Source organism: Flavobacterium fructosi, from assembly GCF_042787335.1.
GTDB lineage: Bacteria > Bacteroidota > Bacteroidia > Flavobacteriales > Flavobacteriaceae > Flavobacterium > Flavobacterium fructosi.
Genome location: NZ_JBHZQA010000002.1, coordinates 77,756 through 101,841 on the forward strand (window position 1 = coordinate 77,756; position 24,086 = coordinate 101,841).

Consider the following 24,086-nt stretch of genomic DNA (forward strand, 5'->3'; position numbering starts at 1 on the left):
CGAAGTTTCGACGTGAATTGGAAAAATTAATCCTGTTTATTTAAATAATGCTAATTTTAAAATTTATAATTTAATGACAAATTGAACAAAGTTCCCAGTTGACTAAAGTGATATCCTTCATAGGTCATTTGAGAATAACGGCCATTGAATGTAATCAGGTTAAATTGTGATTTGACTTGCGCTGGATCATTTAAAATTGTTGTGCCGGCAGCATTTTCTGCCTTAAATTTCCATTGAGGCAAGACGTTAAACAAATTATTGATGTTGATAGCCACTGTTAATTTATCAGTCGCAGCATAATTAATTCCTAAATCAGTAACTAGTTTTGGAGTAAATTCCGTTCTTAAATTAGAATCCAAACCGTCTTGTTTGAATGTTGTTTTTCCAAAATAAGTGTTGTTAAGGGACAAATCATATTTTTTAATTTTATAATTGGCGCCCAAAATCCATTTTGTTTTGGGTCTTGACGTAAACGTCAAAGCGTCAAGTGTTGCGCCAAAATTATCGCTGGCAACCGGCGAAATTCTTTTGTTTTCGAATGTTACGTTTCCTGATAAATTGAATCCTATTTCTCCTATTCCTAGTTTTATTGGGCTGTAATTCATAACGGCGTCGACGCCTGACGTTCTGGAATTAAAGGAGTTTTCAAACCAGGCAACGCTTCCAAATTGGGTGGCTACATTGTCTCCCAAGATGATTCTGTCTTTTACTTTAATGTTGTAATAATCTATTGTAAAATTTATGTTTTTTAAAGGTTTGGCTCCAACACCAACAGATATATTAATTGATTTTTCTGCGTCTAATTTGGGTATTCCTAAAAGTCGTGCCTGTGCTGAAATATTATTTATCAATCCGTTAATTTGTATGCCCTGACCAGCTACAAAGGAATTTTGTGATTTTTGCGAGAAAATTTGATGTAATGTGGGCGCTCTAAAACCAGTAGAAACGGAGCCTCTTAGCGTAATTTTATCTTTGTTAAATTTATATCTGGAGCTTAATTTCCAAACAGTTGCTGACCCGAAGTCACTGTATTTTTCATAACGAATGGTACCATTTACGAAGAAATCTTTATTGAAATCGTACGCTAAATCAAAATAACCTCCTAAATTATATCGATTCCATTTTCCTGAATTTTCTGGTCTGTTGCCCGAAAAGGAGTCGACACCTTCTCCATCCCATGAAGCCTTATCACCTTCAGTAATTGTAAAGGTTTCCGTTCTAACCTCAGATCCAAAACCAACGCTTATTTTGTCAGATAGTATTTTAGAAATGTCCAAGTTGCCCACAATATGTTTAAATGAAGCTCCTCCAGGTTTAAATGATATGGAACTGTTCTCCCGGTAGATATTTGTTCCGTCAGAGTTTTTTGTAGCCGATCTGTTTTGGGAGTTTTCTACCGTGTAAGTTTGCGAATTACCGCCAAATGTTATGCTGGAATCAACGTTCCATCCGGTTCTAATGGATACATATCCTAAGGTGGCATTATAATCGTTTAAGTCTCCAGTAAATGTGGGATGGTATCCTTTGTAGAAGCCCACTGTGCCATCACCAAAGAAATCTTTTAAATAGGTCGGATAAACAGAGGAAATACTCCAATTTGGAATACTGCTATTTTCAAATGGGTTTTTTATGGATCTCCAATAAGGCGTTCTGTAGTTCGCAAACGAGTTTACTTTTTTGTATGCATAAGCAGCATTATAATACAGTTGGGTTTCATTGGTTAAAGTAAAGTTGCCATTTATCTCGAATTTTATGGCCGCTGTTTCCGGAGAACCATTGATATTGCCACCGTCCGGTTTTTCTTTTAAAAAATCATCAACGGCTTTTCGTCCAGTGATGTTTCCTTGATTTATAATGGAGAATTTTGCGTTATAGTCGGGAGTGTCTTTATAATCTTCAAAAACAGTATTTATTTGATTATCATTCATTCCGCTTATATCGGTACCGCCAAGAGTATTGTCAGTGTTAACATAGCTTCGATATGTCGTTGGGTTTATTTTAACAAAATCATTAAAATCGCCTTCTGCATCTACTTTTCCGGGTCTGTTTGCTAGGTTTACTTTGGAAAAATCTAAAGTATAATTAACAAAACCTTTTTCGCCTACTGTAGATCCATTGTTCAAACTCACTCCTAGCATTTTGCCATCTCCTTCAGACGTAATTCCTGTCCTTAGGGTTGCGGATCCATTATCGGTCGTTTTTTTTAAAATAATATTTATTACGCCGGCAATGGCATCAGAGCCATATTGTGGTGATGCTCCATCACGCAGAATCTCGACGCGTTCGATAGCGTCAATTGGGATCGCAGAGAGATCAGCACCAGTTTCTCCCTGACCTGGTGATGTTTGGACATAAAGTAGAGCACTCAAGTTTTTCCGTTTTCCGTTAACAAGTAGGAGGGTTCTGCTAGGTCCCATATTTCTAATTTCATAAGGGTCAAGTAACGAAGTGGCATCATTTACAGGAGTTTGAACGGTGTTGAAAGAGGGGATTTTGTATTGTAATACTTTATCAAAAGTGATTTGTCCCGAGGATGTTATTTCTGAAGATGACAATACATCAATAGGAAGAGCAGTTGTAGTGCTACTTCTGGGCGCGGTTCTTGTACCGGTGATGATTACGTCGCTTGCACTTTGTCCGTCACCTTCAGAAAAGACAACATTTAAAGTAGAATCAGTCGTTTCGTATTCTTGTTTTGAAAAGCCAAAGTAACTAAAGACCAAAGTGGCTCCTTCTTTTACGGTTATAAGATAGGCCCCATTAATATCGCTGGAAACATTATTGCTAGTTCCCTTTTCAATAATATTAACTCCAGACAAAGGCATACCGGCGTTATCTATAACAAAACCACTAATCTCTTTTTGAGCAAAAAGAAATGTGATGTTTAGTGTAAATAGTAGTAACGCAAATTTTTTCATAATTAGTTGATATTGGTTCATTTTTGACTTGAAATCAATTGCAACATATTAAATGTAAGAAGTATTCAATGAGTCACTTAAATAAATAATTTAGTGACCAATGAATAGGTATAAAATCGAGGTTTCTTGTAGTTTTCTCCTTTAAATGATTAGAAAATGCCAATTACCAATTTAGTTGTATTTATTTAATTGCAATTGCCACGAAGGAGTAAAGCTAAACGTCTTGATATTATGTGTAAAATGTTTAATAAATTCAAATTCAAATCAGAGGTCATTATTTTGAAAGTTTAAAAATGGAAGTGACTGATTTTGAGTCTAAAACAATACTTTTGTGCTATGTAAATTTAGTTAATTTATATTAAATAGCTTGAATAAAAGATTAGATTTTAGTTTTTTAGGAAAAACTTATGCGGACTTGTATTTTTAAAATCAAGGCAAGTTAATATGGTGGTAAGTACTTAAATTTAGAAAACACTTTTAATGACAGCCGCAATCGTCATCGCCACAATTTTTTTTAGATTTTTTCTTCAAGACGAATTTTCTAATTAAAAAAGCTAGTGCAATTCCAAGTGCAATAAAGGCAATGATTTCTTGAATATCCATACTCGTTTATTTTAAAATTTGATAGGTAATTAATGCTACAACATAAGCAAAGCCACTCATGAAAATCAGTTGTCCCAAAGGCCATTTCCAGCTATTGGTTTCTTTTTTTGTGATGGCGAGTGTACTGGCACATTGCAATGCAAAGGCATAAAACAATAATAATGATATTCCGGATGCAAAATTGAATATCTTTTCTCCGGTTGCCGGATTGATTTCAGCAGCCATTTTGTTTTTTATGGTCACTTCATTGTCGCTTCCGCCAACACTGTATATGGTCGCTAATGTTCCCACGAATACTTCTCTGGCCGCAAATGAACTGATAATAGCAATTCCTATTTTCCAATCATAACCTAAAGGTGAAATCGCAGGCTCGATTGTTTTACCCATTAAACCAATATAGGAGTTTTCTAATTTTTGTGAAGCAACTGCATTTTCAAATTCTGTTTTTGACAACGGTTTGTCTTTCGTTTTTTCAATAACAATTGTTTCAGCGTTGTTGAAATTCCCCCCAGGACCATAAGAAGCTAAAAACCATAGAACGATTGAAATGGCCAAAATGATTTTACCTGCTCCAAAAACAAATGCCTTCGTTTTTTCAATTACATTAATTCCCACGTTCTTAAAAAGCGGTAATTTATAATTAGGCATTTCAACAACAAAATATGTTTTCCCTTTTATTTTTAGAATTTTATTTAAAATATAAGCCGATAAAATTGCCATTCCAAAACCCAAAAGATACAACAGCATCAAGGTCATTCCCTGCATATTCAATATTCCAAAAACACGCGTGTCAGGAATTACTAATGCTATTATGATGGCATACACCGGCAATCTTGCGGAACACGTTGTAAATGGTGTTACAAGTATGGTAATAAGCCTTTCTTTCCAATTCTCTATATTTCTGGTTGCCATGATTGCAGGAATCGCACATGCTGTTCCGGAGATAAGCGGCACAACGCTTTTACCGGACAAACCAAATTTTCGCATGATTTTATCCATAAGGAAAACTACTCTGCTCATATAGCCACTTTCTTCCAGAATGGAAATGAACATAAACAAGAAGGCAATTTGTGGTATAAATATTAAAATCCCCCCGATTCCTGGAATGATTCCCTGTGAAATTAAATTAGTTAAAACTCCGGCAGGCAATTTTTCAGCAGCAAGAGTGCTCAGCGAAGCAAAAGTACTATCGATAAAATCCATTGGGATTTTCGACCATTCGAAAATAGATTGAAAAATCACAAACAGAATCATAAAGAAAATGACGTAACCCCAAACCTTATGGGTGAGAACACGATCCAGTTTGCTACGGAAATCCTTAGCGACAGTTTCATCAATTTTCAATCCTACTTTCAGCACATCATTGATAAACTGATAGCGTTTTATGGTTTCTTTTTGTTGTAAACGTTTCAAATCCGAGTGTGATTTGGTAAACGAACTTCTAATTTCATTCCGATCTAAATTCAGGAAATTCACATCCTGTGTAATTACCAACCACAATTTATATAATAATTGATTCGGGAATGTTTTGCGTAACGTATTGAAATATTCCGGATCAATAATGGATGCGTTCAAACAGGGTTCCGAGGAGATTGTTTTGTACGTGACAATCAATTTTTTTAACGCATCAATTCCAAAACCTTTTCGGGAACTAATCAACGCAATCTTGGTTTTTAGGTGTTCTTCAAGATAAGGAATGTCGAGTGTTATTCCTTTGTATTCCATTCTATCAGCCATGTTTATGACTAAGATCGTTGGGATTTGTAAATCTTTTATTTGGGTAAAAAGCAATAAATTGCGTTTCAAATTTTCTACATCGGTAACCACAAGCGCGACGTCTGGATACAGTTTGTCATTTTTATTTAATAGTAATTCGATAACAACATTCTCATCAATGGAACTTGCATTTAAGCTGTATGTGCCTGGTAAATCCAGAATATTAGCTTTCACATTGTTGGGCAACTTACAAAATCCTATCTTTTTTTCAACGGTTATTCCAGGATAATTACCTACTTGTTGGTTTAAACCGGTTAATTGATTAAAAACAGAAGTTTTCCCTACATTCGGATTTCCTATTAGAGCCACGTTAATGTTGCGATTGCTTACCATAAGTTGGTTTTGATTATTTCAACTTCGATTTCTCTCGCCGTTTCCACACGTATGGCAACATGGGAGCCATTATTAATGTTCAAATACAGAGGGTCCCCAAAAGGAGCAATTTGAAGTAATTCGACCATGTTTCCTGGTAAACAACCCATTTCTAATAGCTTCAATGGAACGGTGTCAATATCAAAATCTTTGATAATAGCTTTTTCGCCTTTTTTGAGAGAATGTATCGTAGTTCGCAAATCTTATTTAGATTGAATTAAGATTGCAAAAGTACATATTATAATACCAAAACAAATGATAATTATCATTTTTGTGCCTTTTTTCGGCAAATTAAAACTACTGTTTTGTAGCTACTTATTGCACTGATACTGAAATGTAACGGTTGGAACCTAAATTTTTAATTGTCTTTTATTCTGTGCACAAAAAATTGATATCTTCTATCAAACGTTTCATGTCTTCTTTTTTCGTGCCGTCATAAAAACCTCGTACTCTTCTTTTGGTGTCAACCAAGACAAAATTCTCGGTATGAACCATATCATACAATTGCTCCGGTTTTCCTAATTTGACAGCCAAATAGGATTTTCTAGCCATTGTATAAATAGCTTTCTTGTCACCGGTAACTAAGTTCCATTTGCTATCAACGACGCCATTTTTTAGAGCATAGGCTTTCAAGACTGAAACACTGTCCGTTTCTGGAAAAACGGTATGTGACAACAACATTACCTTAGGGTTATTTATGATTGCTTTTTGAACTTCGGCTAAATTAGTCGTCATCTTTGGGCATATTGAACCACAAGTTGTGAAGAAAAAATCAGCAACATAAACTTTTCCTTCATAATCTTTCTGTGTAATGGTTTTTCCATTTTGATTTACGAACGAAAAATCAGCAATCGTGTGGTATTTGCTTTTATATTGAACGCTACTATCTACTAATTCCGGGTTTACATCTGCGGGATTAAAAACAGGTAGTGATTTGCTTGGTTTAAGCGCCACATAGAACAAGTAAATCGTTATAATAGAAAAGACTAATAAAACACCAAGGAACTTTCGGTATTTATATAAAATAGATTTCATAAGAGTAATTTGGTGCAAAAATACGAAAAGGAGCTCTTAATTTGGAGTATTTAACAAAAAGTAGTTTCAATGTAAAATTTAACAAAAAATTAAAAAAAATATCAATAAGTTTGTAGAAACGTCTAAACCATTATATAAAATGAAAAAACAGTTTAACAAACAATTTCTTTTTGTGATTCCTGCAATATTTGGACTCACGGTAAGTCAGGCTCAGAATGTTTCTGCACAAACGAATACAGGAATTGATATTTCGAATATGGATAAAAAAATCAAATCAAACGATAATTTTTTCCGATTCGTAAACGGGGCTTGGCTTGATAAAACAGACATTCCAAGTGACAGAACTTCATGGGGGAGTTTTAATGAATTGCTTAAAAAAACAGATAAGGATGCGCTGACGATCTTGAAGGAAGCTTCAAAAAATCCAATGTACAAATCAAATACGGATCAAGGGAAAGCCATAAATCTTTTCAAATCGGTTTTGGATACCGTAGCAAGAGATAAAAAAGGAATTGAACCGTTAAAAAAATATTTGGCAAAAATTGATGCGGTAAAAAACATTCAGGATTTACAAAAATTATTGGTTGAAATGGAACCAGTAGGTGGGATTGGCTTTTTTGGAATTGGAGTTGGTGCCGATGAAAAAAACAGCAAAAAAAACGCTGTAAGTCTTGGAGTAGGAAGATTAGGGTTGCCGGATAAAGATTATTATTCTTCTGAGGATAAAGATTCTAAAGAAAAAAGAGATAAATACGTACTTCACGTAGAGAGAATGCTACAGTTCATTGGTGAAAGCCCTGCAAAGGCAAAGGAAAGTGCCGTTAAAATTCTGGCTTTAGAAACAGCAATGTCTAAGCCAAGACTGGATCGAGTAGAACGTAGAGATGACAGATTGCAATACAATCCGATGACTATTGCCGATTTACAGAAAATGACTCCTGCAATCAACTGGAAAAATTATTTTACAGGTATCGGTTTTGCAAAATTAGATACGGTAATCGTTAGCCAACCAAGGTACATGAAAGCGCTGCAAACTGTTTTTAAAGAAAACAAGGTAGCGGACTGGAAAGAATATTTAAAGTGGTCCTTACTTAATAAAGCCAGTGGTCAATTGTCAACTAAAATAGAAGTCGCTAATTTTGATTTTTATGGAAAAACATTGACAGGCGCAATCAAACAGAGACCTCGTGAAGACAGAGCTTTGCAAACCGTTAATAGCACTATTGGGGAAGCCTTAGGGAAATTATACGTTGCAAAAATGTTTCCCGCTGAAGCAAAAGCAAAAGCAGAGAAAATGATCAAAAATGTGGTTTTAGCCTACCAAAACAGAATCAACAATTTAACTTGGATGTCTGAAGCAACTAAAGTTAAAGCAGTTGAGAAATTAAATAAGATTACCATCAAAATTGGGTATCCAGATAAATGGAAAGACTATTCTGCTTTGAAAATTGCAACTACGCAAGAGGGAGGAAGTTTTTTTGAAAATGTGCAAAATCTTTCTCGTTGGAATTTTCAAGAATCGCTAGATAAACTTAAAAAACCAGTTGATAAAACGGAGTGGGGAATGTCACCACAAACAGTAAATGCCTACTACAATCCTTCTTATAATGAGATTGTATTTCCTGCAGCTATCTTGCAACCGCCTTTTTATAATCAACAAGCGGATGAAGCAGTTAATTATGGTGGAATTGGAGCGGTGATAGGACACGAAATTTCTCATGGATTTGATGATTCCGGTGCTCGATATAATGCGGAGGGAAATCTTGTAGACTGGTGGACAGCAGAGGATTTAAAACAATTTACTGCACTAGGGACAGCGTTAGCGGATCAATACAGCGCTCTGGAGCCATTGCCTGGAATTCATGTGGACGGTAAATTTACTTTGGGTGAAAATATTGGTGATTTAGGCGGAGTAAATGCTGCTTTTGATGGATTGCAGATGTATTTAAAAGATAATGGAAATCCAGGATTAATCGATGGTTTCACTCCTGAACAACGTTTCTTTATTTCTTGGACAACTGTTTGGCGTACAAAAATGCGTGATGAGGCTTTAAAAAGCCAAGTAAAAACAGATCCACATTCTCCGGGAATGTATCGTGCTTATGTGCCAATTCAAAATCTAGATGAATTTTATAAAGCTTTTGGAATTCAAAAAGGTGATGGAATGTATGTTGAACCAAGTAACCGAGTGAAAATTTGGTAATTGATATTATTTTAAAAAAAAATACAATTCACACAACACGGCATAAAATCGATTTATCTCCTATTATAAATTAAAAATTGTATTGGGAGATTACCCTAATAATTAATTAACTATTAAAAATGAAAAAACACACGAATAAGCATTTCCTTTTTGTAATTCCCGCAATTTTAGGTTTTACAATTAGTCAGGCACAAAACACTCCGATAACTAAAGAGCCAGGAATTAACGTTAATTACATGGATAAAAGTGTAAAACCAAACAATGATTTCTTTCGGTATGTGAATGGAACTTGGTTGAACAATACGGAGATTCCAAGTGACCGAACAAGATGGGGAAGTTTTGATGAATTACGTCAAAAGACTGATAATGATGCTTTGGCAATTTTAAAAGAGGCCACAACAAATCCTGCGTATAAATCCAATACGGATCAAGGAAAAGCGATCAATCTATACAAATCGATATTAGATACTGTTGGAAGAAATAAATTAGGTATAAATCCGTTAAAACCCTATTTAAAAAAGATAAATGCAGTAAAAAACACTAAAGACTTAGAAGCATTATTAATCGAAATGGAACCTATCGGTGGTATTGGATTTATGGGTGCCAGTGTTGGAACGGACGCAAAGAACAGTAATAGAAACGTAATTAATTTAGGCCCTGGAGGCGTAGGCTTACCAGACAGAGATTATTATGTTTCTGATGATGCCGATTCAAAGGAGAAGCGTGCAAAATATGTATTACACGTTGCTAAAATGTTGCGATATCTTGGCGATAAACCAGCCGTTGCAAAAACGAATGCGGAAAAAATTCTAGCGCTTGAAATTGCAATGTCTAAACCAAGGATGGACAGAGTAGAAAGACGGGACCGTCGTAAGTCCTATAATCCAATGAGCATTAAGGATCTTCAGAAATTAACTCCATCTATCGACTGGAATACTTATTTTACAAAAATTGGTTTGGCAAAAGCAGATACAGTAATCGTATCTCAACCTAAATACATGGCTGCTTTAGAAACTATTTTTAAAGAAAATAAAGTAGAAGATTGGAAAGCATACATGCGTTGGAGTTTATTGAATAGGGCTTCTAGCCAATTATCAACAAATATAGAAAATGCCAATTGGGAGTTTTACGGAAGAACTTTAACAGGTGCAATAAGTCAACGACCACGTGACGAAAGAGCGCTTCAAACGATCAATGTAGCAGTAGGAGAAGCTTTAGGAAAATTATATGTAGAGAAAAAATTTCCAGCTGAAGCCAAAGTCAAAGCAGAAAAAATGATTAAAAACATATTTTTAGCTTTCGAGAACCGTATCAATAATTTGTCATGGATGTCAGCGGAAACAAAGATTAGTGCGCTTGCTAAATTGCACAAATCAAGAATAAAAATTGGTTATCCTGATAAATGGAAAGATTATTCGGCCTTGACAGTTAAAAGTCCACAAGAAGGCGGAACGTATTTTGACAATGCAAAAAACATGGCAAAATGGCGTTTTGATGAAAACATAGCCGAATTGAACAAGCCAGTTGATAAAGAAAAATGGGGGATGTCACCACAAACTGTAAATGCATATTACAATGCATCTAATAATGAAATTGTATTTCCAGCCGCTATTTTACAGCCGCCTTTCTACAACTATCAAGCCGATGAAGCGGTAAATTATGGTGGAATTGGAGGCGTTATAGGTCATGAAATTTCACATGGTTTCGATGATTCAGGAGCGAGATACAATGCTGACGGAAATCTAGTAGACTGGTGGACAGCAGAAGACTTGAAACAATTTTCCGCTTTAACAGGAGCGCTTGCCGCACAATATAGTGCCTTGCAGCCAATACCGGGAACATTTGTGGATGGTAAATTTACGCTTGGAGAAAATATTGGAGATTTAGGTGGAGTGAATGCAGCTTATGATGGTTTGCAATTGTATCTGAAAGAAAATGGAAATCCGGGATTAATTGACGGATACACACCAGAACAACGTTTCTTCATTTCTTGGTCTACAATTTGGCGTTCAAAAACACGTGATGAAGCATTGAAAAACCAAGTCAAAACAGACCCACATTCACCAGGAATGTATCGTGCTTATGTTCCTTTGCAAAATGTAGATACGTTCTATCAGGCTTTCAATATTCAAGCCAATGACGGAATGTATATTGCACCGGAAAAACGAGTACGAATCTGGTAATAATTATTTTATAATAACAAAAGGTCCCATTTGTGTATGCAGATGGGACCTTTTTTATTTGTTAGCTACTTTTTGATTCCGTCCTTTTCTCAACGAATAATTCACCATATATAATCCAAATAAGGTTACACCACCACCTATCGCAATGGAAGCATTGAGCGTTTCTCCAAAAATAACAGCGCCTAAAATAACAGCAATAATTGGATTTATATATGCATAAATACTACTTATTTGTGCTGGTAAATGTTGCAGCGCATAAATAAAAGCAATGAAAGTAAGAACAGAGCCAAAAACAACTAAATAAGCAATTGACCACCAGGAAATGGCAGGGATAGAACTTAAGGCTACTGATGTGCCAGTGGCTCCAGTATAAGCAAAAAGCAAAATACTGGAGAGAAACATCTGTAATCCTAAACTAAAATAAGGATTAAAACTTGCCGCTTTTTTCTTAGTGTACAAAGTTCCAAAAGCCCATGTTAAGGTTGAAATAAGTGAAATAAAAATACCAAATCTAAAGTCGGGTTTTATAAAATCGCTCAGATGATCGTAAAAAATTAGACAAATACCACCAAAACTCACTATTAAACCAATTACAGCTAATCTTGCCAGTCTTTCTCCTCTAAAAAAGCTTATTATAACAATCCATAACGGTACAATAGCGCCAATGATAGCTCCTAAACCACTACTGATATACTTTACTCCCCAAGTGCTAAGTCCGTTGCTTAAAACAAAATTTAGGATACTCAGGATTATAATTGTTTTCCATTGTTTTCCTTTCGGCCAAGGAGTCTTCTTGAACAAGAAAAAGGAAATATAGAGAAAACCGCCAATAAATTGTCTGATAGCGGCGAGTTGTAAAGCAGGCATGTGTTTTACTCCTTCTTTCGAAGCAATCCAAGTGGTGCCCCAAAAAAGACTGACCCAGCATAAAGCTAATATTGGTAATCCAATCGAGTTCACTTTAGACGAAACCGCATTTTTAATTTTAGTTCTCACGTTATAAATTTGGTTTGGTAAAAGTGTAATTTAAAATAGTCTCGATCTTGTTAGTCGAAATGGTTTTTCCAACAGAAGTATTTTTATGATTAAATTTTGGTGAAACCAAATTCAAATCAGCAGCTTTTTGAGCGTAATAAGTGGAGCGGGAAGGATGAAAAGGCGTTACTGCATTGAAGGTTTCGTTCCAAGAATCGTTTTGAATAATTTTTAGAATGATGCCAATACAATCTTCCTGATGAATCAAATTTATCGGTGCATCCGGATTATCAATATTCTCACGACCAGCAAGAAATTTTACGGGATGTCGGTCGTCGCCAATTAATCCCCCAAAACGGAGTACAGTAGTTTTGAAATTATCGTTACTTTGCAAAAGCTGTTCTGCCGCAACTAGTTGTTTGCCACTTTCCGTATCTGGATTCAATGGAGATTCTTCCGTCACAATTTCATTTTGTTCTCCATAAACAGATGTAGAACTAACGAAAATAATATTTTCAACAGAGGATTTTTCTATAAATGGAATCAATGATTCTATTTTTCCGACAAAATTTTCTTTATTGGGTCCTCTCAGTTTTGGCGGAATGTCAATGATTAAAGTATTGCTTTCCTGCAAAAAAGTTTCAATAATACCCGAAACACTTTTGTTGCCAAGCGACCCTTCGACTGGGCTCAGGATGACATTTATTAAAAAAGGATGGAGTCCCGCATTTTCTAATACTGAAATTTTTTCAGAACTCGTCGTCGATCCATTGACTGAAAATCCTTTTTTTAGCAAGGCTTTCGCCAAAGGCAAACCCAACCAACCGCAACCTAGGATACTAATTTTTGCCATTTTATTTATTGTAACCAATTTTGTTTACTTCTGTGCCGTCATAATATGCTGACTTCTTTTATTGTTGCAAATTTCATTAAATTTTTGGAACTTTAAGGCTATCCGTTAGTATTATTAGAGGTTCTTTTTTAATATAATTTTTAGTTGGGGTAACGACAGGTTTTACAACCACAACTACTGGACTGGATTTTATTTTTTCATTAATTACAACCGCATCATTCAAAATAAATGGGGTTGGCATCATCCAATTTTCTCTTTTTTTCATCGAAAACAATGGATTTGTCATTAAGTCAAAGGAGCTTTCCATTAAGGCCATGTCTAAATTGGTTGTGGCATCCATGCTGAACTGCATTTCCAATGGTAAATTATCTATCACGTAGTAACTCAAAATCTTCTTCCCGTTTCGTTTGTATTTAGAACCTTTTTGGCCTAAAGTGCTTGCGCCATTTGCTTTAAAATTGTGGAGAGTCATCTTTTCATTGGCAAAAATGTCATAACGGTTTACTTTTCGGTTGGGTGAAATCCTCATTTTCAAATACCTTTGATTTCCAATAATTCTATCTTCAAGAAATTCAATAGTTGGTTTTTCGAGAACTTTTATGGGAGCATCAGCTTGATACGTAAACTTGGAATTGTATTTACTAAACAATGGCGTATCTTCCATTGCGGTTGCTTGTTTCGGCTTCTCGCCTAGATAATTTTTGGTCCAGGAATCAAGATTGGTATCGTAGGTCATCCAACTGGCTTTGTTGGTATCCTTATTATATACATACAACAAGCTGTTAGATTTTGCTTTTCCAAATTCATATCCGGAGCTGTAATGTGCTTTTACAAAAAAGGCAATTGCGAGTATGAAAAATACGGAGGACCACCTTCCTTTTTTGGCGAAAGCCCCAAAAACAGGGAGCAATAATGCAAAAGTTAAAACGGTAAGTAGCGCACTTCCAAACAATACTTTTAATCCCAAACCGACAGGGAACATCTGGATAAATGGTGCTATTATTAATAAGGCTGGAATGCCGCAGATAAGATTTAGTATTTTATTTGACTTTTGAGTCACAATAAAAATTCCAAAAGAAATTAGTGCAAAGTAAACGGGAATAATCAAAAATCCTGCTCCTTGTAAACTAAAAGCAATAAATCCATTAATGATAATCCAAATGAGTAATGGAGCCACATAATGATTCATTGTTACTTTCTTGGCTGAAAAATGCTGATAAAATGTGAAACAAATTGCGACAGCCAAAAGGACAAAAGCGACAATGTAGGCATGACCATTGTAGGTAAATCCGTTGAGTAAATCATTGTATTGCGGATAGACTTTCAACAATGCTTTCCATCCAAAAAATGTGATTAATCCGGTAATAATTATGGAGCCCAAAAATGGAATAAATCCGCGAGCAATTTCTCGGAATGACAAAATGTGTTTGGCTCGTCCTAAAAACAAGAGGAAAATAAATAGTGTCAAAGCGATTACCACCATCAGCAAAACCCAACTGAAAGGATAAAATATGAAAGTGTAGGGAATCGTAAAGTAAACATCATCAGCAGCAGCTAGTGTGGTGTTCAAATCAGCATTCGAAAAATAATTAAGAAAAGGCATCAAATAAGTTCCCTGGTGAGCCAATGTATTTTTATTCAGGTGTTTAATGTCATCTTGAGCAGTGTGATAGTTAAAGTGATCATCTATAAAGGCAAAGTTATAACCCTGAATATTTCCTTGTTCTCTAAAAACAGTCAAATCGGTGTCATTTGGCAACATTTTATAAATGCTGTACATTAAAGAGTTCGAAACAGGAAATGTCGCTTTTGCGGAAGCGAATTCTTTTACCAGTCCTTGATTTCCTTTGTTAGTTTCCATCAACATATAGCTAGGCCCGGAAGAACCACGTGCTTCAAAATTTAAAACCAAACCTACATTTTTTGCCCATGGATGCTGAGTTACAAAAAGTGCGGCGCCATTTAAACCTAATTCCTCTGCATCCGAAAATAGAATTATAATATCATTTTTATGTCTTTTGTTAGTGTGCAAAAATGCGCGGACACTTTCCAGAATTGTTGCCACGCCTGATGCATCATCACTTGCGCCATGTGAGAAGGAGTGGGGTGCGCTGTCGTAATGCGAAAGTAAAAGCAAGGCTTTAGAACTGTAGTTGCCTTTTATACGAGCCAATATGTTTTTTGATTTCACCAAATTCCCCCAGTCACTAAGGGTAAATCCTTCCTGAATTGACGTTTGTAGGCCTAAATGACGGAGCTCTTTTATAAGATAATCAGCCACTACTTGATGATTCGGGGTTCCTACATAATGAGGTTGTTTTGATAAGACTTCCACGTGTATCAGAGCTCTTTTGGTCGAAAATTCGGAAAGCGATTCGTTTTCGTTAGAAATCCAGTGTGGCATCATTGTAAAGTATATGAATCCCAGAATCATTAGGATAAATAAACTGGCAAAAATTGAGGAATAATCTTTTTTCATTTAAATAGAATTGGGTTCTAAATGTCTTTTTTAACTAGTATGTAAAAATCATTGTCCAAAACCATGTAGCCTTGGTCATATAGGAAATAGTAGGTATTTCCTGTTTTGGTATGCAAAATATTAGTAAAAAACTCGAAATCAAAACCCTTGCTTAAGAGTTTGGCCCGAGTCGTTTTTGATTTTCCTTCAATATTGAGTTCGGATAGAATTCGGTAATTCTTGCGCAACTTATTGTTGATGTTACGCATAAAGTTCGTACTGTCTTTATTTATCTTATTATTGTAGGCATTGCGACAACCGTCGCTGCAAAACTTTTTGTCTTCGCGACCTACAATCTTTTCTCCACATTCAAGGCAGGTTTTATTCATGGATTGATTTTTCTAATTTCATACAAATCAGTGCGACGGTCTTTTAGGATTCGGGCACTTCCATGCTCGTGCAGCTCTTTAAGTAAATTTAAATCCACGTCTACAATCAAAGTCATTTCAGTATTAGGAGTGGTTTCCGCTTTTATTCCGGTGCTTGGAAATGCAAAATCCGAAGGTGTAAAGACGGCTGATTGCGCATATTGAATATCCATATTGTTCACTTTTGGAAGATTTCCAACGCATCCGGCAATGGCGACATAACATTCGTTTTCTATGGCTCTGGCCTGCGCGCAATGTTTGACTCTTATGTAACCACTTTGGTTATCTGTTAAAAAGGGTACAAATAAAATATTCATTCCTTCATCGGCCATTAGTCTTGATTGTTCCGGGAATTCGACATCATAGCAAATCATAATTCCTATTTTTCCACAATCGGTATCAAAAGTTTTAATTTGGGAACCGCCTTTCATTCCCCAATGTAAAACTTCATTTGGAGTAATGTGAATCTTATAATACATTTCAGAGGTTCCATCTCTTTTACAAAGAAATCCAACGTTATACAAAGTGCCATTTTCTAAATAAGGCATGCTTCCCGAAATGATATTAATATTATAAGAGATGGCAAGTTCCTGAAATTTTTTGCGAATGGGATCTGCATATTTGGCAAGTTCTCTAATAGCATCAGGTTCTGATAAATGATTGTAATCTGCCATAAGAGGAGCAATAAATAACTCAGGAAAAAGGGCGAAATCACTTTTGTAGCCTGAAATGGCATCAATGAAAAATTCTGCTTGTTCAAATAAAGCGTCCAAGTTTATTAAGGATCTCATTTGCCACTGGATTAATCCAATTCTGATGATGCTTTTCTGGGTGTTTATTAACTGGGGGCTTTCATCATAATAAATATTGTTCCATTCTAATAGAACGGCAAATTCTTTTGAATCGATGTCTCCTGGTAGATAATTTTTCATAATTCTCATCACGTGAAAATCATTACTTAATTGAAACGAGAGTACCGGGTCATGTAGTTCTTTCCGTTTTACTTTTTCGATATACTTTTTCGGAGTCAGTTCTTCAGCGTGTTTGTTATAATTTGGAATCCGTCCTGCAAAAACGATAGCTTTTAGGTTCAATTTTTCACACAGTTCTTTTCTGGCATCGTATAATCTTCTGCCAAGTCGCAAACCTCTATAATCTGGATGAATAAATACATCAATTCCGTACAAGATTTCCCCTTTTGGATTATGTGTCGCAAAAGTAAAATTCCCTGTTATTTTTGCGTAATCAGGATTTTTATCAACTAAAATTTTATCTACAATTATTGAAAATGCAGCACCTACCACTTTTTTGTCTGCTAAAATTACCAGTTGTCCGTCGGGAAACATGAAAAGTATTTTGTCAATATCTTCTTCTTTCCAGTAGGAGTTTTCTAGCTCTGGATAAGATTTTATCATTGATTTTTTTAACTCCTTATAGTCTTCAATCTGTAAGTTACGTAATTCTACTTTTTTTATTTTTGCTTGCATAAGAAGTTGATTCTCATCAAATATAATCAAAATATTCCATTTACAAACGGTTACAAACAGTTACAACCGAAAGTAAGTAGTTATCTACCGAATAAATTTCGGAACCCATCGCATCTTTGCCCTGTTGAAATCAAATAGCGATTCAACAAATAAAAGATATACACTAACATTTAAATTTTACACGCCATGAATGCATTAAGAAACAAAGTACAGTTAATTGGACACGTAGGAAATGATCCGGAAATTAAAAATTTTGACGGAGCAAAAAAACTTGCCAATTTTACAATAGCAACAAACGAAAGCTATAAAAACGACAAGGGAGAAAAGATAGAAGAAACCCAATGGCACAAATTAGTGGCTTGGGGAAAAACGGCCGAAATTATAGAAAAATATGTGACTAAAGGAAAAGAAATAGCTATCGAAGGTAAATTAGCTCATAGAAGTTACGAGGATAAAAACGGAGAAAAACGCTATTTCACAGAAGTTGTGGTTAATGACGTGCTTCTTTTAGGGAAATAATATTAAGATTCAGCAATCATTCACAGCAGTGATTTGCTAGGAAATAAAATTTTTAAAAAAAATAGGATAACCTTATGAAAAACAGCTGCATTCTCCTACTTCGAGACGTGGCTGTTCTTTTTCTGGTAATTCATTTTTCCCACGACCTGTTGAAGAATTTACTTGTAAGGATCACTATTTTTCTTCCGTAAATCAAATCCAGGGCACCGTTTGCATCGCTTGTCTTCCCCTTTTTTATAGCTTTCGCAACATTTTGATTTGAGTTTGCCCTTAGTGGCGTTCTTTTCAGAATGCTCTTTTTTATCCTTTTTCTTGTCTTTATTTTTCTTTTTCTTACTCAATTTCTATGAAGTTAAAATCAAGTGGAATTATTTATGGATTCTAAAGTGTGTTTGACTATTTAGACTCTTTGAATGCAGAACTGTTTGAAGCCATCTGCTGAATATCTCGGTCAAATAAATACAAACCACCTTTATCATCTCCAATTAGGTTTATTTTATCTAAAATAAGTTTAGCCTGAGCCTCTTCTTCTATTTGTTCGGCTACGTACCATTGCAAAAAGTTGTGTGTTGCGTAATCCTTTTCGGAAAACGAAAGATGAACTAATTCATTAATTGAATCAGAAACGAAAATTTCATGTTTGTAAAGTTCTTCAAACATTTTCTTGAACGTTTCGTAGCTGGTTTTTGGTGCTTTTAATTCAGATACTTTAGCATGACCTCCGCGTTCGTTGATGTATTTCACCAACTTAAGCATGTGTGTACGCTCCTCATCAGATTGGGCATACATAAATTTTGAAATTCCTTCTAAACCATGTGTTTCTGACCAAGAAGCCATAGAAAGATAGGTTTGGGATGATTCAGCCTCGATACGAACTTGAATATTCAATGCTTGTTCTATATTTTTTGATAACATGCTAGTATGTTTTAAGTAAAGTTACAAAAAAAACTTAATTTACTGATTCATAATCTCTTGAAAATAATCTACAAATTGACCTAAATGTAATCCGTCCATTAATCCGTGATGAACATGAACCGACATAGGAATGGTTCTTTTCCCATTTTCTGCAACCATCATTTTGCCAAAAGATATTTTAGGGCTACTATCAAGAAAACTATAGCTTCTGGCATGTGAAAGCGAGGTGAAGTTCAACCAAGGAATTGCTGAAAAATGAATTACATTGTCCTCCTCGAAATTTCTGGTGAAAAGACCAGTAGTACTTTGAATACGTTCAATTTCTGTCAAGGCAGTTTTTTGAAAAACAGTAAAATCAGAATTATATTCTATTAGAGAAAATCCAAAAGTTCCGTCCTCTCGACCAATTGTTGCCGAGGCATTTATAAAGTCATGAATAAAGATTGTATCCGCATTGATTCTATATCTAAAATATTCGATCGTATTGATAGCAATTAATGTTTTGTGTAAGTAATAGATGAAAAAGGAACTATTTAGCTCTTTTGCAGTTTGAAAGGCTTTTGTGCAATCAATTTGGACAGTGGCGCCAAAAAAAGGTTCTTCCATTTGTTTGAAAAACAGAAAGTGTTCTTTTCTATTCCAACTATCGATATCTAAAAGTGTTTTCAAGATGTTTTAATTTTATTTATAAACCAAAAGTACAGCAATACTTTTAATCCATAAATTGATTTTTCAGGTTAATTGTAAATTGTCACTCAAAAGGAGAAGTTAATATCCTTTAGAAGGAAGTTTTAGGATATAAAAAAACCCTAAAGGAATTTCCTTTAGGGCTTAATAATATTAAGAAAGTAGCTTATTTTACTTTGAAAGTAACTCTTCTAACTAATTTTCTTGCGCTGTCTGAATCTTTATCAACTGAAGTATCTTCACCAGCAGCGATTACATTCAATCTTGATGCATCAACTTTAGCTTTAACTAAAGTGTTTTTTACATTAACAGCTCTTGCATTAGATAATTTATCATTATATGCAGATCTTCCTAATTCGTCAGCGTGACCAATAATGTCAACTGATGCAGTAGGATTGTTTCTTAAGTAAGTTAAGATAAAATCAGTACCTTCTGTAGAAACGTTAGTTGGTTTTGATTTATTAAAATCAAAATAAACAGCTACATAACCACCATTAATTAAGCTTTTGATCAATTCGTTATCGTATACAACAGTTGTGTCACCAGATTTACTAGCGTAATTTTTCATGATGTAATCTTCTGTTGCATCAGGAACGTTATTGTTGTTTTTGTCGATTGCTTTACCTTTAGTATCTACCATTGCTCCAGCTGGAGTATTTTGTTCTTGATCTAAATAATTAGCTACACCATCATTGTCAGAATCTAACATTTTGTTTTCGATAGCTGTAAATCTTGCATCAATTGCATCAAATTTACCTTCATTATCGATAACCCAATCCGCATGTTTTACGTTTTTACCTAAGTAAACTGTAATGCCTGCAGTACCGTTAAAAAGAATTCCACCAAAACCTCTAGTGTTAGATGAACTAGCTGCGTCAAAAGCAAGATTTTGTTTTGCGTTAATGATAGTCGTAAAATCTCCAGTTAATGCAATTCTATCTGATAATTTGATTTGACCAGTTAAACCTGCCATGAAATTACCCATTCTGTCTTTTAAGTAAGAAGGATCTTTTCTTTCTAAGAATGATAAACCTACACCAGCATGACCTAATAAACCAATAGATTTAGTCCAAGTTTCAAAACTCATGATTCTTCCTAAGTTAGCAACACCTTGTAAGTCTACTCTATAGTACTTAGTATCAAAACTTTTTGACTCCGCTTTATTTGTGAAGCTGTTGTAACCAAAATCAGCTTTAAAACCGAATTTGTTGTTAAGCATGTAACGAACTCCTAAGTCTACAACGTATGGACTTATTAATGAAGTTGAATAACCTGCTGTTGCTGGTCTTTGGTATTTGTTAAAACCACCAGCTAATTCTACAGACCATTTGTTAAAAGGAGTTTCAACTGATGCTTCTGTGCTTTTTACAGTTTCTGTTTGAGCACTCATAGTGGTCATAACAGAAGCAAATACTAACGAAAGTATGATTTTTTTCATAATTGTTTTCAATTTTTAATTTATGCAAAAATACATCACAATATTTAATTAAAAAACCCAAACTGTTAATTATACAAGGATTAATAATTATTCTGTAACGATAAAAAAGATTTATGTATAATAACAATCTGATAATCAATATTTTGAGCATTAAAACAAGAAAATATTTATTTTTTTTAAAATTATAGAAGCAATAAAAAAATAGATTTCATACGTGAGATACTGCTTATTTTAGGAGTTCATCGAAGTAAAGGATTAATTTTTTTTTTATAATAAATTATATTATCGCTTGCTTTTCAAATGATTTAACTATTTGTGGCCAATAGGTTAGGATTACTTTAATTGGTTTAAAACATCAGTTAATTTTTCGAAAGTACTAAAATTTTCATGTTCTACTTTGTGGTCGATTTTTTCGTGTGCCCAGGTCGTGTGAAAAGGAATATGAACGGCATGTCCGCCAATGGCTAAAACTGGTAGAATATCCGATTTTAAGGAATTTCCAATCATGAAAAACTCCTCTGGTTTTATTTCTAATCGTTTTATCAAATCAGAATAATCAATTTCCTGCTTGTCTGACATTACTTCGATATGATGAAAATAATGGCCTAAACCGGAATTATGCAATTTTCGGCGTTGGTCTAATAAATCACCTTTAGTAGCAACAACCAATTTGTACTTACCGTGTAAAGTTTCTAAAGTTTCTTCCACTCCATCCAGTAAAACAATCGGCTTTTCCAGCAATTCTTTTCCGTATTGAATGATTTTTTCAATGATTTCTATAGGAAGTGTGTGGTTTGAAATAGTCATCGCCGCTTCAATCATCGAAAGAATATAACCCTTGATTCCATAACCGTACAATCTTAAATTATCGATTTCTACTTTGAATAATTCTTTAGAAATTCCCTGATGTGATAAATAATCTTCCATCAAACCACAGAATTTCTTCTCGGTTTCGTCAAAATAGGTCTCGTTGATCCATAAGGTATCATCGGCATCGAACGCAATTACTTTTAGGCTCATAGTATACATATAATAACCCTTTTAAGGTTTTAAACCCTAAAAGGGTTCTGAATTTCTTTAATTTATAGTTTCTCCATTAGCTACACCATCCGTGTCCGGATTTACAAAAACCAGTTTTCCTTCGGCATTTGTTGTCATTAAAATCATTCCTTGACTTTCCACACCACGAAGGTTTCTTGGTACCAAATTCACTAAAACAGTGACTTTTTTTCCTATTATATCTTCTGGCTTGAAACTCTCCGCAATTCCTGAAACAATCGTACGTACATCAATTCCGGTATCTATTTTCAAAATCAAAAGCTTGTTGGCTTTTGGCATTTTTTCGGCTTCCAGAATCGTTCCTGTACGGATATCCATTTTGGCAAAATCCTCAAATTGAATTGCTTCTTTCTGTGGTTCGGCTATTTTATTTTCTGCTTTGTTGGCGGTTTTAGTGGCTTCCAATTTGTCTATTTGTTTCTGGATTTCTTCATCTTCAATTTTGGCAAACAATAATTCGGCTTCTCCAATTTGGTGACCAGCTGGAATCAAATCAGAATTTTGAGCAACAGAATTCCAGTTCAACGGATGTTCTATTTTTAGAATTCTTGACAATTTTTTAGCTGTAAATGGCAAGAACGGTTCGCAAAGTGAACTCAACGCAGCTGCAATTTGCAACGCCACATACATTTGTGTTTGCACGCGCTCCGGATTGTCTTTGATGACTTTCCAAGGCTCTTCGTCGGCCAAATATTTATTTCCTAAACGAGCCACATTCATCAATTCGCTCAACGCTTCACGAAATCTATAACGCTCCAAAGAACTTGAAATCACAGCCGGATACGCTTTCAATTCCGTCAAAGTAGCTTCATCCACTTCCGAAAATTCATACGGTTGCGGAACAAGACCGTTGTAATATTTATTGGTTAAAACCACTACACGATTAATGAAATTCCCGTAAATCGCTACCAATTCATTATTATTTCTCGCCTGAAAATCTTTCCAGGTAAAATCATTATCCTTTGTTTCCGGTGCATTTGAGGTCAACGCATATCGCAAAACATCTTGTTGATTTGGGAATTCTTCCAAATATTCGTGCAGCCAAACCGCCCAGTTTTTAGAAGTCGACAATTTATTTCCTTCTAAATTCAAGAACTCATTCGCAGGTACATTGTCCGGCAAAATATAACTTCCTTCGGCTTTCAACATCGCCGGGAAAATGATGCAATGGAAAACAATATTGTCTTTCCCAATAAAGTGAACCAGTTTTGTATCCTGATCTTTCCAGTACGGTTCCCAATCTTTTCCTTCGCGCAAAGCCCATTCTTTCGTAGAAGAAATGTAGCCAATCGGCGCATCAAACCACACATATAATTTTTTTCCTTCAGCACCTTCAACCGGTACGTCAATTCCCCAGTCCAAGTCACGAGTTACCGCGCGAGGTTCCAATCCGCCGTCAATCCATGATTTTACTTGCCCGTAAACATTCGGTTTCCAGTCGTTTTTATGTCCAACGAGAATCCATTCTTTCAAGAAATCCTCATAACGGTCCAATGGCAAAAACCAGTGTTTCGTTGCTTTCATAATCGGAGTTTCTCCTGTAATGGTCGATTTTGGATTAATCAAATCCGTTGCGTTTAATGTAGAGCCACATTTTTCGCATTGATCGCCGTAGGCTTCTTCGTTGCCACATTTTGGGCAAGTTCCCACCACAAAACGGTCGGCCAAAAATTGATCCGCTTTTGCATCATACAATTGCTCGGTTACTTCTTCGATAAAATCACCTTTATCATACAGCTTTTTAAAAAATTCAGAAGCGGTATCATGATGGATTTTAGCCGAAGTTCTAGAATAATTATCAAAGGAAATTCCAAAATCAGAGAATGATTTACGGATAATTCCATCGTATTTATCGATTACTTCCTGTGGCGTAATGCCTTCTTTTTTGGCTTTCATCGAAATCGCCACGCCGTGCTCGTCGCTTCCGCAAACAAACAAAACGTCTCTTCCTTGCAATCTTAAATATCTGGAATAAATGTCCGAAGGCACGTAAACACCCGCCAAATGGCCAATGTGAATCGGTCCGTTCGTGTAAGGCAATGCCGCTGTAATGGTATATCTTTTTGGATTCTGTATCATGATTCAATTTTATTGAGTGCAAAAATAAGATTTTTTATGATAAGGACGAAGGGACAAGTCGCGACTTGTCTGTACTTAGGAGAAATTGTCCGTGTTTT

The 24,086-nt window shown here is 35.2% G+C and carries 18 protein-coding genes; 3 read left to right on the top strand and 15 right to left on the bottom strand.

Going from position 1 to position 24,086, the window contains the following annotated elements:
- Positions 1–56: 56 nt before the first annotated feature.
- The 5 genes from ACFX5D_RS03265 to ACFX5D_RS03285 form a co-directional block, all read right to left on the bottom strand.
- Entirely contained in the window at positions 57–2,918 is a 2,862-nt protein-coding gene (locus tag ACFX5D_RS03265) for a TonB-dependent receptor (RefSeq protein WP_379856829.1), read from the bottom strand.
- Between the two features lie 477 nt (positions 2,919–3,395).
- Positions 3,396–3,521 carry a FeoB-associated Cys-rich membrane protein gene (locus ACFX5D_RS03270; protein WP_379856830.1) on the bottom strand — a complete coding sequence of 42 codons (126 nt, stop codon included), beginning with the start codon at positions 3,519–3,521 and terminating at the stop codon, positions 3,396–3,398.
- Positions 3,522–3,527: 6 nt separating this feature from the next.
- Positions 3,528–5,630: a ferrous iron transport protein B gene (feoB, locus tag ACFX5D_RS03275; RefSeq protein WP_379856831.1), complete on the bottom strand. Its 2,103-nt coding sequence runs from the start codon at positions 5,628–5,630 to the stop codon at positions 3,528–3,530.
- A complete protein-coding gene (locus ACFX5D_RS03280) occupies positions 5,624–5,869 on the bottom strand; it encodes a FeoA family protein (RefSeq protein WP_073211342.1) in 246 nt (81 codons plus the stop codon). The genes feoB and ACFX5D_RS03280 overlap by 7 nt, the downstream gene beginning before the upstream one ends.
- A 169-nt stretch (positions 5,870–6,038) precedes the next feature.
- Positions 6,039–6,704, bottom strand: coding sequence for an SCO family protein (locus ACFX5D_RS03285; protein ID WP_379856832.1), 666 nt, complete (start codon positions 6,702–6,704; stop codon positions 6,039–6,041).
- 139 nt (positions 6,705–6,843) lie between these two features.
- On the opposite strand from ACFX5D_RS03285, the gene ACFX5D_RS03290 reads away from it, so the two are divergent.
- Positions 6,844–8,907, top strand: coding sequence for a M13 family metallopeptidase (locus ACFX5D_RS03290; protein WP_379856833.1), 2,064 nt, complete (start codon positions 6,844–6,846; stop codon positions 8,905–8,907).
- Positions 8,908–9,026: 119 nt separating this feature from the next.
- Positions 9,027–11,090 carry a M13 family metallopeptidase gene (locus tag ACFX5D_RS03295; protein ID WP_379856834.1) on the top strand — a complete coding sequence of 688 codons (2,064 nt, stop codon included), beginning with the start codon at positions 9,027–9,029 and terminating at the stop codon, positions 11,088–11,090.
- A 54-nt stretch (positions 11,091–11,144) separates the two neighbouring features.
- On the opposite strand, the gene ACFX5D_RS03300 is transcribed toward ACFX5D_RS03295, so the two are convergent.
- The 5 genes from ACFX5D_RS03300 to ACFX5D_RS03320 all read right to left on the bottom strand — a co-directional run bounded on the left by ACFX5D_RS03300 (position 11,145) and on the right by ACFX5D_RS03320 (position 17,291).
- Positions 11,145–12,086 (bottom strand): DMT family transporter, encoded by a 942-nt coding sequence (locus tag ACFX5D_RS03300; RefSeq protein WP_379851746.1) that lies wholly within the window; start codon positions 12,084–12,086, stop codon positions 11,145–11,147.
- 1 nt (position 12,087) lies between these two features.
- The gene (locus tag ACFX5D_RS03305; protein WP_379856835.1) at positions 12,088–12,918 is read right to left on the bottom strand and encodes an SDR family oxidoreductase; all 831 of its coding nucleotides are present in this window, start codon (positions 12,916–12,918) and stop codon (positions 12,088–12,090) included.
- A 76-nt stretch (positions 12,919–12,994) separates the two neighbouring features.
- Positions 12,995–15,397, bottom strand: a complete 2,403-nt coding sequence (locus tag ACFX5D_RS03310) for a M20/M25/M40 family metallo-hydrolase (protein WP_379856836.1) — start codon at positions 15,395–15,397, stop codon at positions 12,995–12,997.
- A 17-nt stretch (positions 15,398–15,414) separates the two neighbouring features.
- A complete protein-coding gene (locus tag ACFX5D_RS03315) occupies positions 15,415–15,765 on the bottom strand; it encodes a hypothetical protein (RefSeq protein WP_379856837.1) in 351 nt (116 codons plus the stop codon).
- Entirely contained in the window at positions 15,762–17,291 is a 1,530-nt protein-coding gene (locus ACFX5D_RS03320; protein ID WP_379856838.1) for a carbon-nitrogen hydrolase family protein, read from the bottom strand. The genes ACFX5D_RS03315 and ACFX5D_RS03320 overlap by 4 nt, the downstream gene beginning before the upstream one ends.
- Before the next feature lie 186 nt (positions 17,292–17,477).
- Between ACFX5D_RS03320 and ACFX5D_RS03325 the strand changes: the two genes are divergently transcribed.
- Positions 17,478–17,810 carry a single-stranded DNA-binding protein gene (locus ACFX5D_RS03325; protein WP_379856839.1) on the top strand — a complete coding sequence of 111 codons (333 nt, stop codon included), beginning with the start codon at positions 17,478–17,480 and terminating at the stop codon, positions 17,808–17,810.
- Positions 17,811–18,206: 396 nt separating this feature from the next.
- Here ACFX5D_RS03325 and ACFX5D_RS03330 read toward each other — a convergent pair whose 3' ends face one another.
- The 5 genes from ACFX5D_RS03330 to metG form a co-directional block, all read right to left on the bottom strand.
- Positions 18,207–18,725 (bottom strand): ferritin, encoded by a 519-nt coding sequence (locus tag ACFX5D_RS03330; protein ID WP_379856840.1) that lies wholly within the window; start codon positions 18,723–18,725, stop codon positions 18,207–18,209.
- Between the two features lie 39 nt (positions 18,726–18,764).
- On the bottom strand, positions 18,765–19,394 hold the full coding sequence (locus ACFX5D_RS03335) for a CatA-like O-acetyltransferase (RefSeq protein WP_379856841.1): 630 nt from the start codon (positions 19,392–19,394) through the stop codon (positions 18,765–18,767).
- A gap of 184 nt (positions 19,395–19,578) precedes the next feature.
- Entirely contained in the window at positions 19,579–20,850 is a 1,272-nt protein-coding gene (locus tag ACFX5D_RS03340; protein WP_379856842.1) for an OmpA family protein, read from the bottom strand.
- Positions 20,851–21,183: 333 nt separating this feature from the next.
- A complete protein-coding gene (locus tag ACFX5D_RS03345; protein ID WP_379857213.1) occupies positions 21,184–21,870 on the bottom strand; it encodes an HAD family hydrolase in 687 nt (228 codons plus the stop codon).
- A 57-nt stretch (positions 21,871–21,927) separates the two neighbouring features.
- Positions 21,928–23,988, bottom strand: coding sequence for a methionine--tRNA ligase (gene metG / locus ACFX5D_RS03350; RefSeq protein WP_379856843.1), 2,061 nt, complete (start codon positions 23,986–23,988; stop codon positions 21,928–21,930).
- Positions 23,989–24,086 lie beyond the last annotated feature (98 nt).

Bases quoted from the DNA above. Each gene is read 5' to 3' on its own strand.
- ACFX5D_RS03325 (WP_379856839.1), top strand. From the start codon at position 17,478: ATGAATGCATTAAGAAACAAAGTACAGTTAATTGGACACGTAGGAAAT.
- ACFX5D_RS03345 (WP_379857213.1), bottom strand. From the start codon at position 21,870: ATGAGCCTAAAAGTAATTGCGTTCGATGCCGATGATACCTTATGGATC.
- ACFX5D_RS03295 (WP_379856834.1), top strand. From the start codon at position 9,027: ATGAAAAAACACACGAATAAGCATTTCCTTTTTGTAATTCCCGCAATT.
- ACFX5D_RS03330 (WP_379856840.1), bottom strand. From the start codon at position 18,725: ATGTTATCAAAAAATATAGAACAAGCATTGAATATTCAAGTTCGTATC.
- ACFX5D_RS03340 (WP_379856842.1), bottom strand. From the start codon at position 20,850: ATGAAAAAAATCATACTTTCGTTAGTATTTGCTTCTGTTATGACCACT.
- feoB (WP_379856831.1), bottom strand. From the start codon at position 5,630: ATGGTAAGCAATCGCAACATTAACGTGGCTCTAATAGGAAATCCGAAT.
- ACFX5D_RS03315 (WP_379856837.1), bottom strand. From the start codon at position 15,765: ATGAATAAAACCTGCCTTGAATGTGGAGAAAAGATTGTAGGTCGCGAA.
- ACFX5D_RS03310 (WP_379856836.1), bottom strand. From the start codon at position 15,397: ATGAAAAAAGATTATTCCTCAATTTTTGCCAGTTTATTTATCCTAATG.
- ACFX5D_RS03285 (WP_379856832.1), bottom strand. From the start codon at position 6,704: ATGAAATCTATTTTATATAAATACCGAAAGTTCCTTGGTGTTTTATTA.
- ACFX5D_RS03270 (WP_379856830.1), bottom strand. From the start codon at position 3,521: ATGGATATTCAAGAAATCATTGCCTTTATTGCACTTGGAATTGCACTA.
- ACFX5D_RS03305 (WP_379856835.1), bottom strand. From the start codon at position 12,918: ATGGCAAAAATTAGTATCCTAGGTTGCGGTTGGTTGGGTTTGCCTTTG.
- ACFX5D_RS03265 (WP_379856829.1), bottom strand. From the start codon at position 2,918: ATGAAAAAATTTGCGTTACTACTATTTACACTAAACATCACATTTCTT.
- ACFX5D_RS03320 (WP_379856838.1), bottom strand. From the start codon at position 17,291: ATGCAAGCAAAAATAAAAAAAGTAGAATTACGTAACTTACAGATTGAA.
- ACFX5D_RS03290 (WP_379856833.1), top strand. From the start codon at position 6,844: ATGAAAAAACAGTTTAACAAACAATTTCTTTTTGTGATTCCTGCAATA.
- metG (WP_379856843.1), bottom strand. From the start codon at position 23,988: ATGATACAGAATCCAAAAAGATATACCATTACAGCGGCATTGCCTTAC.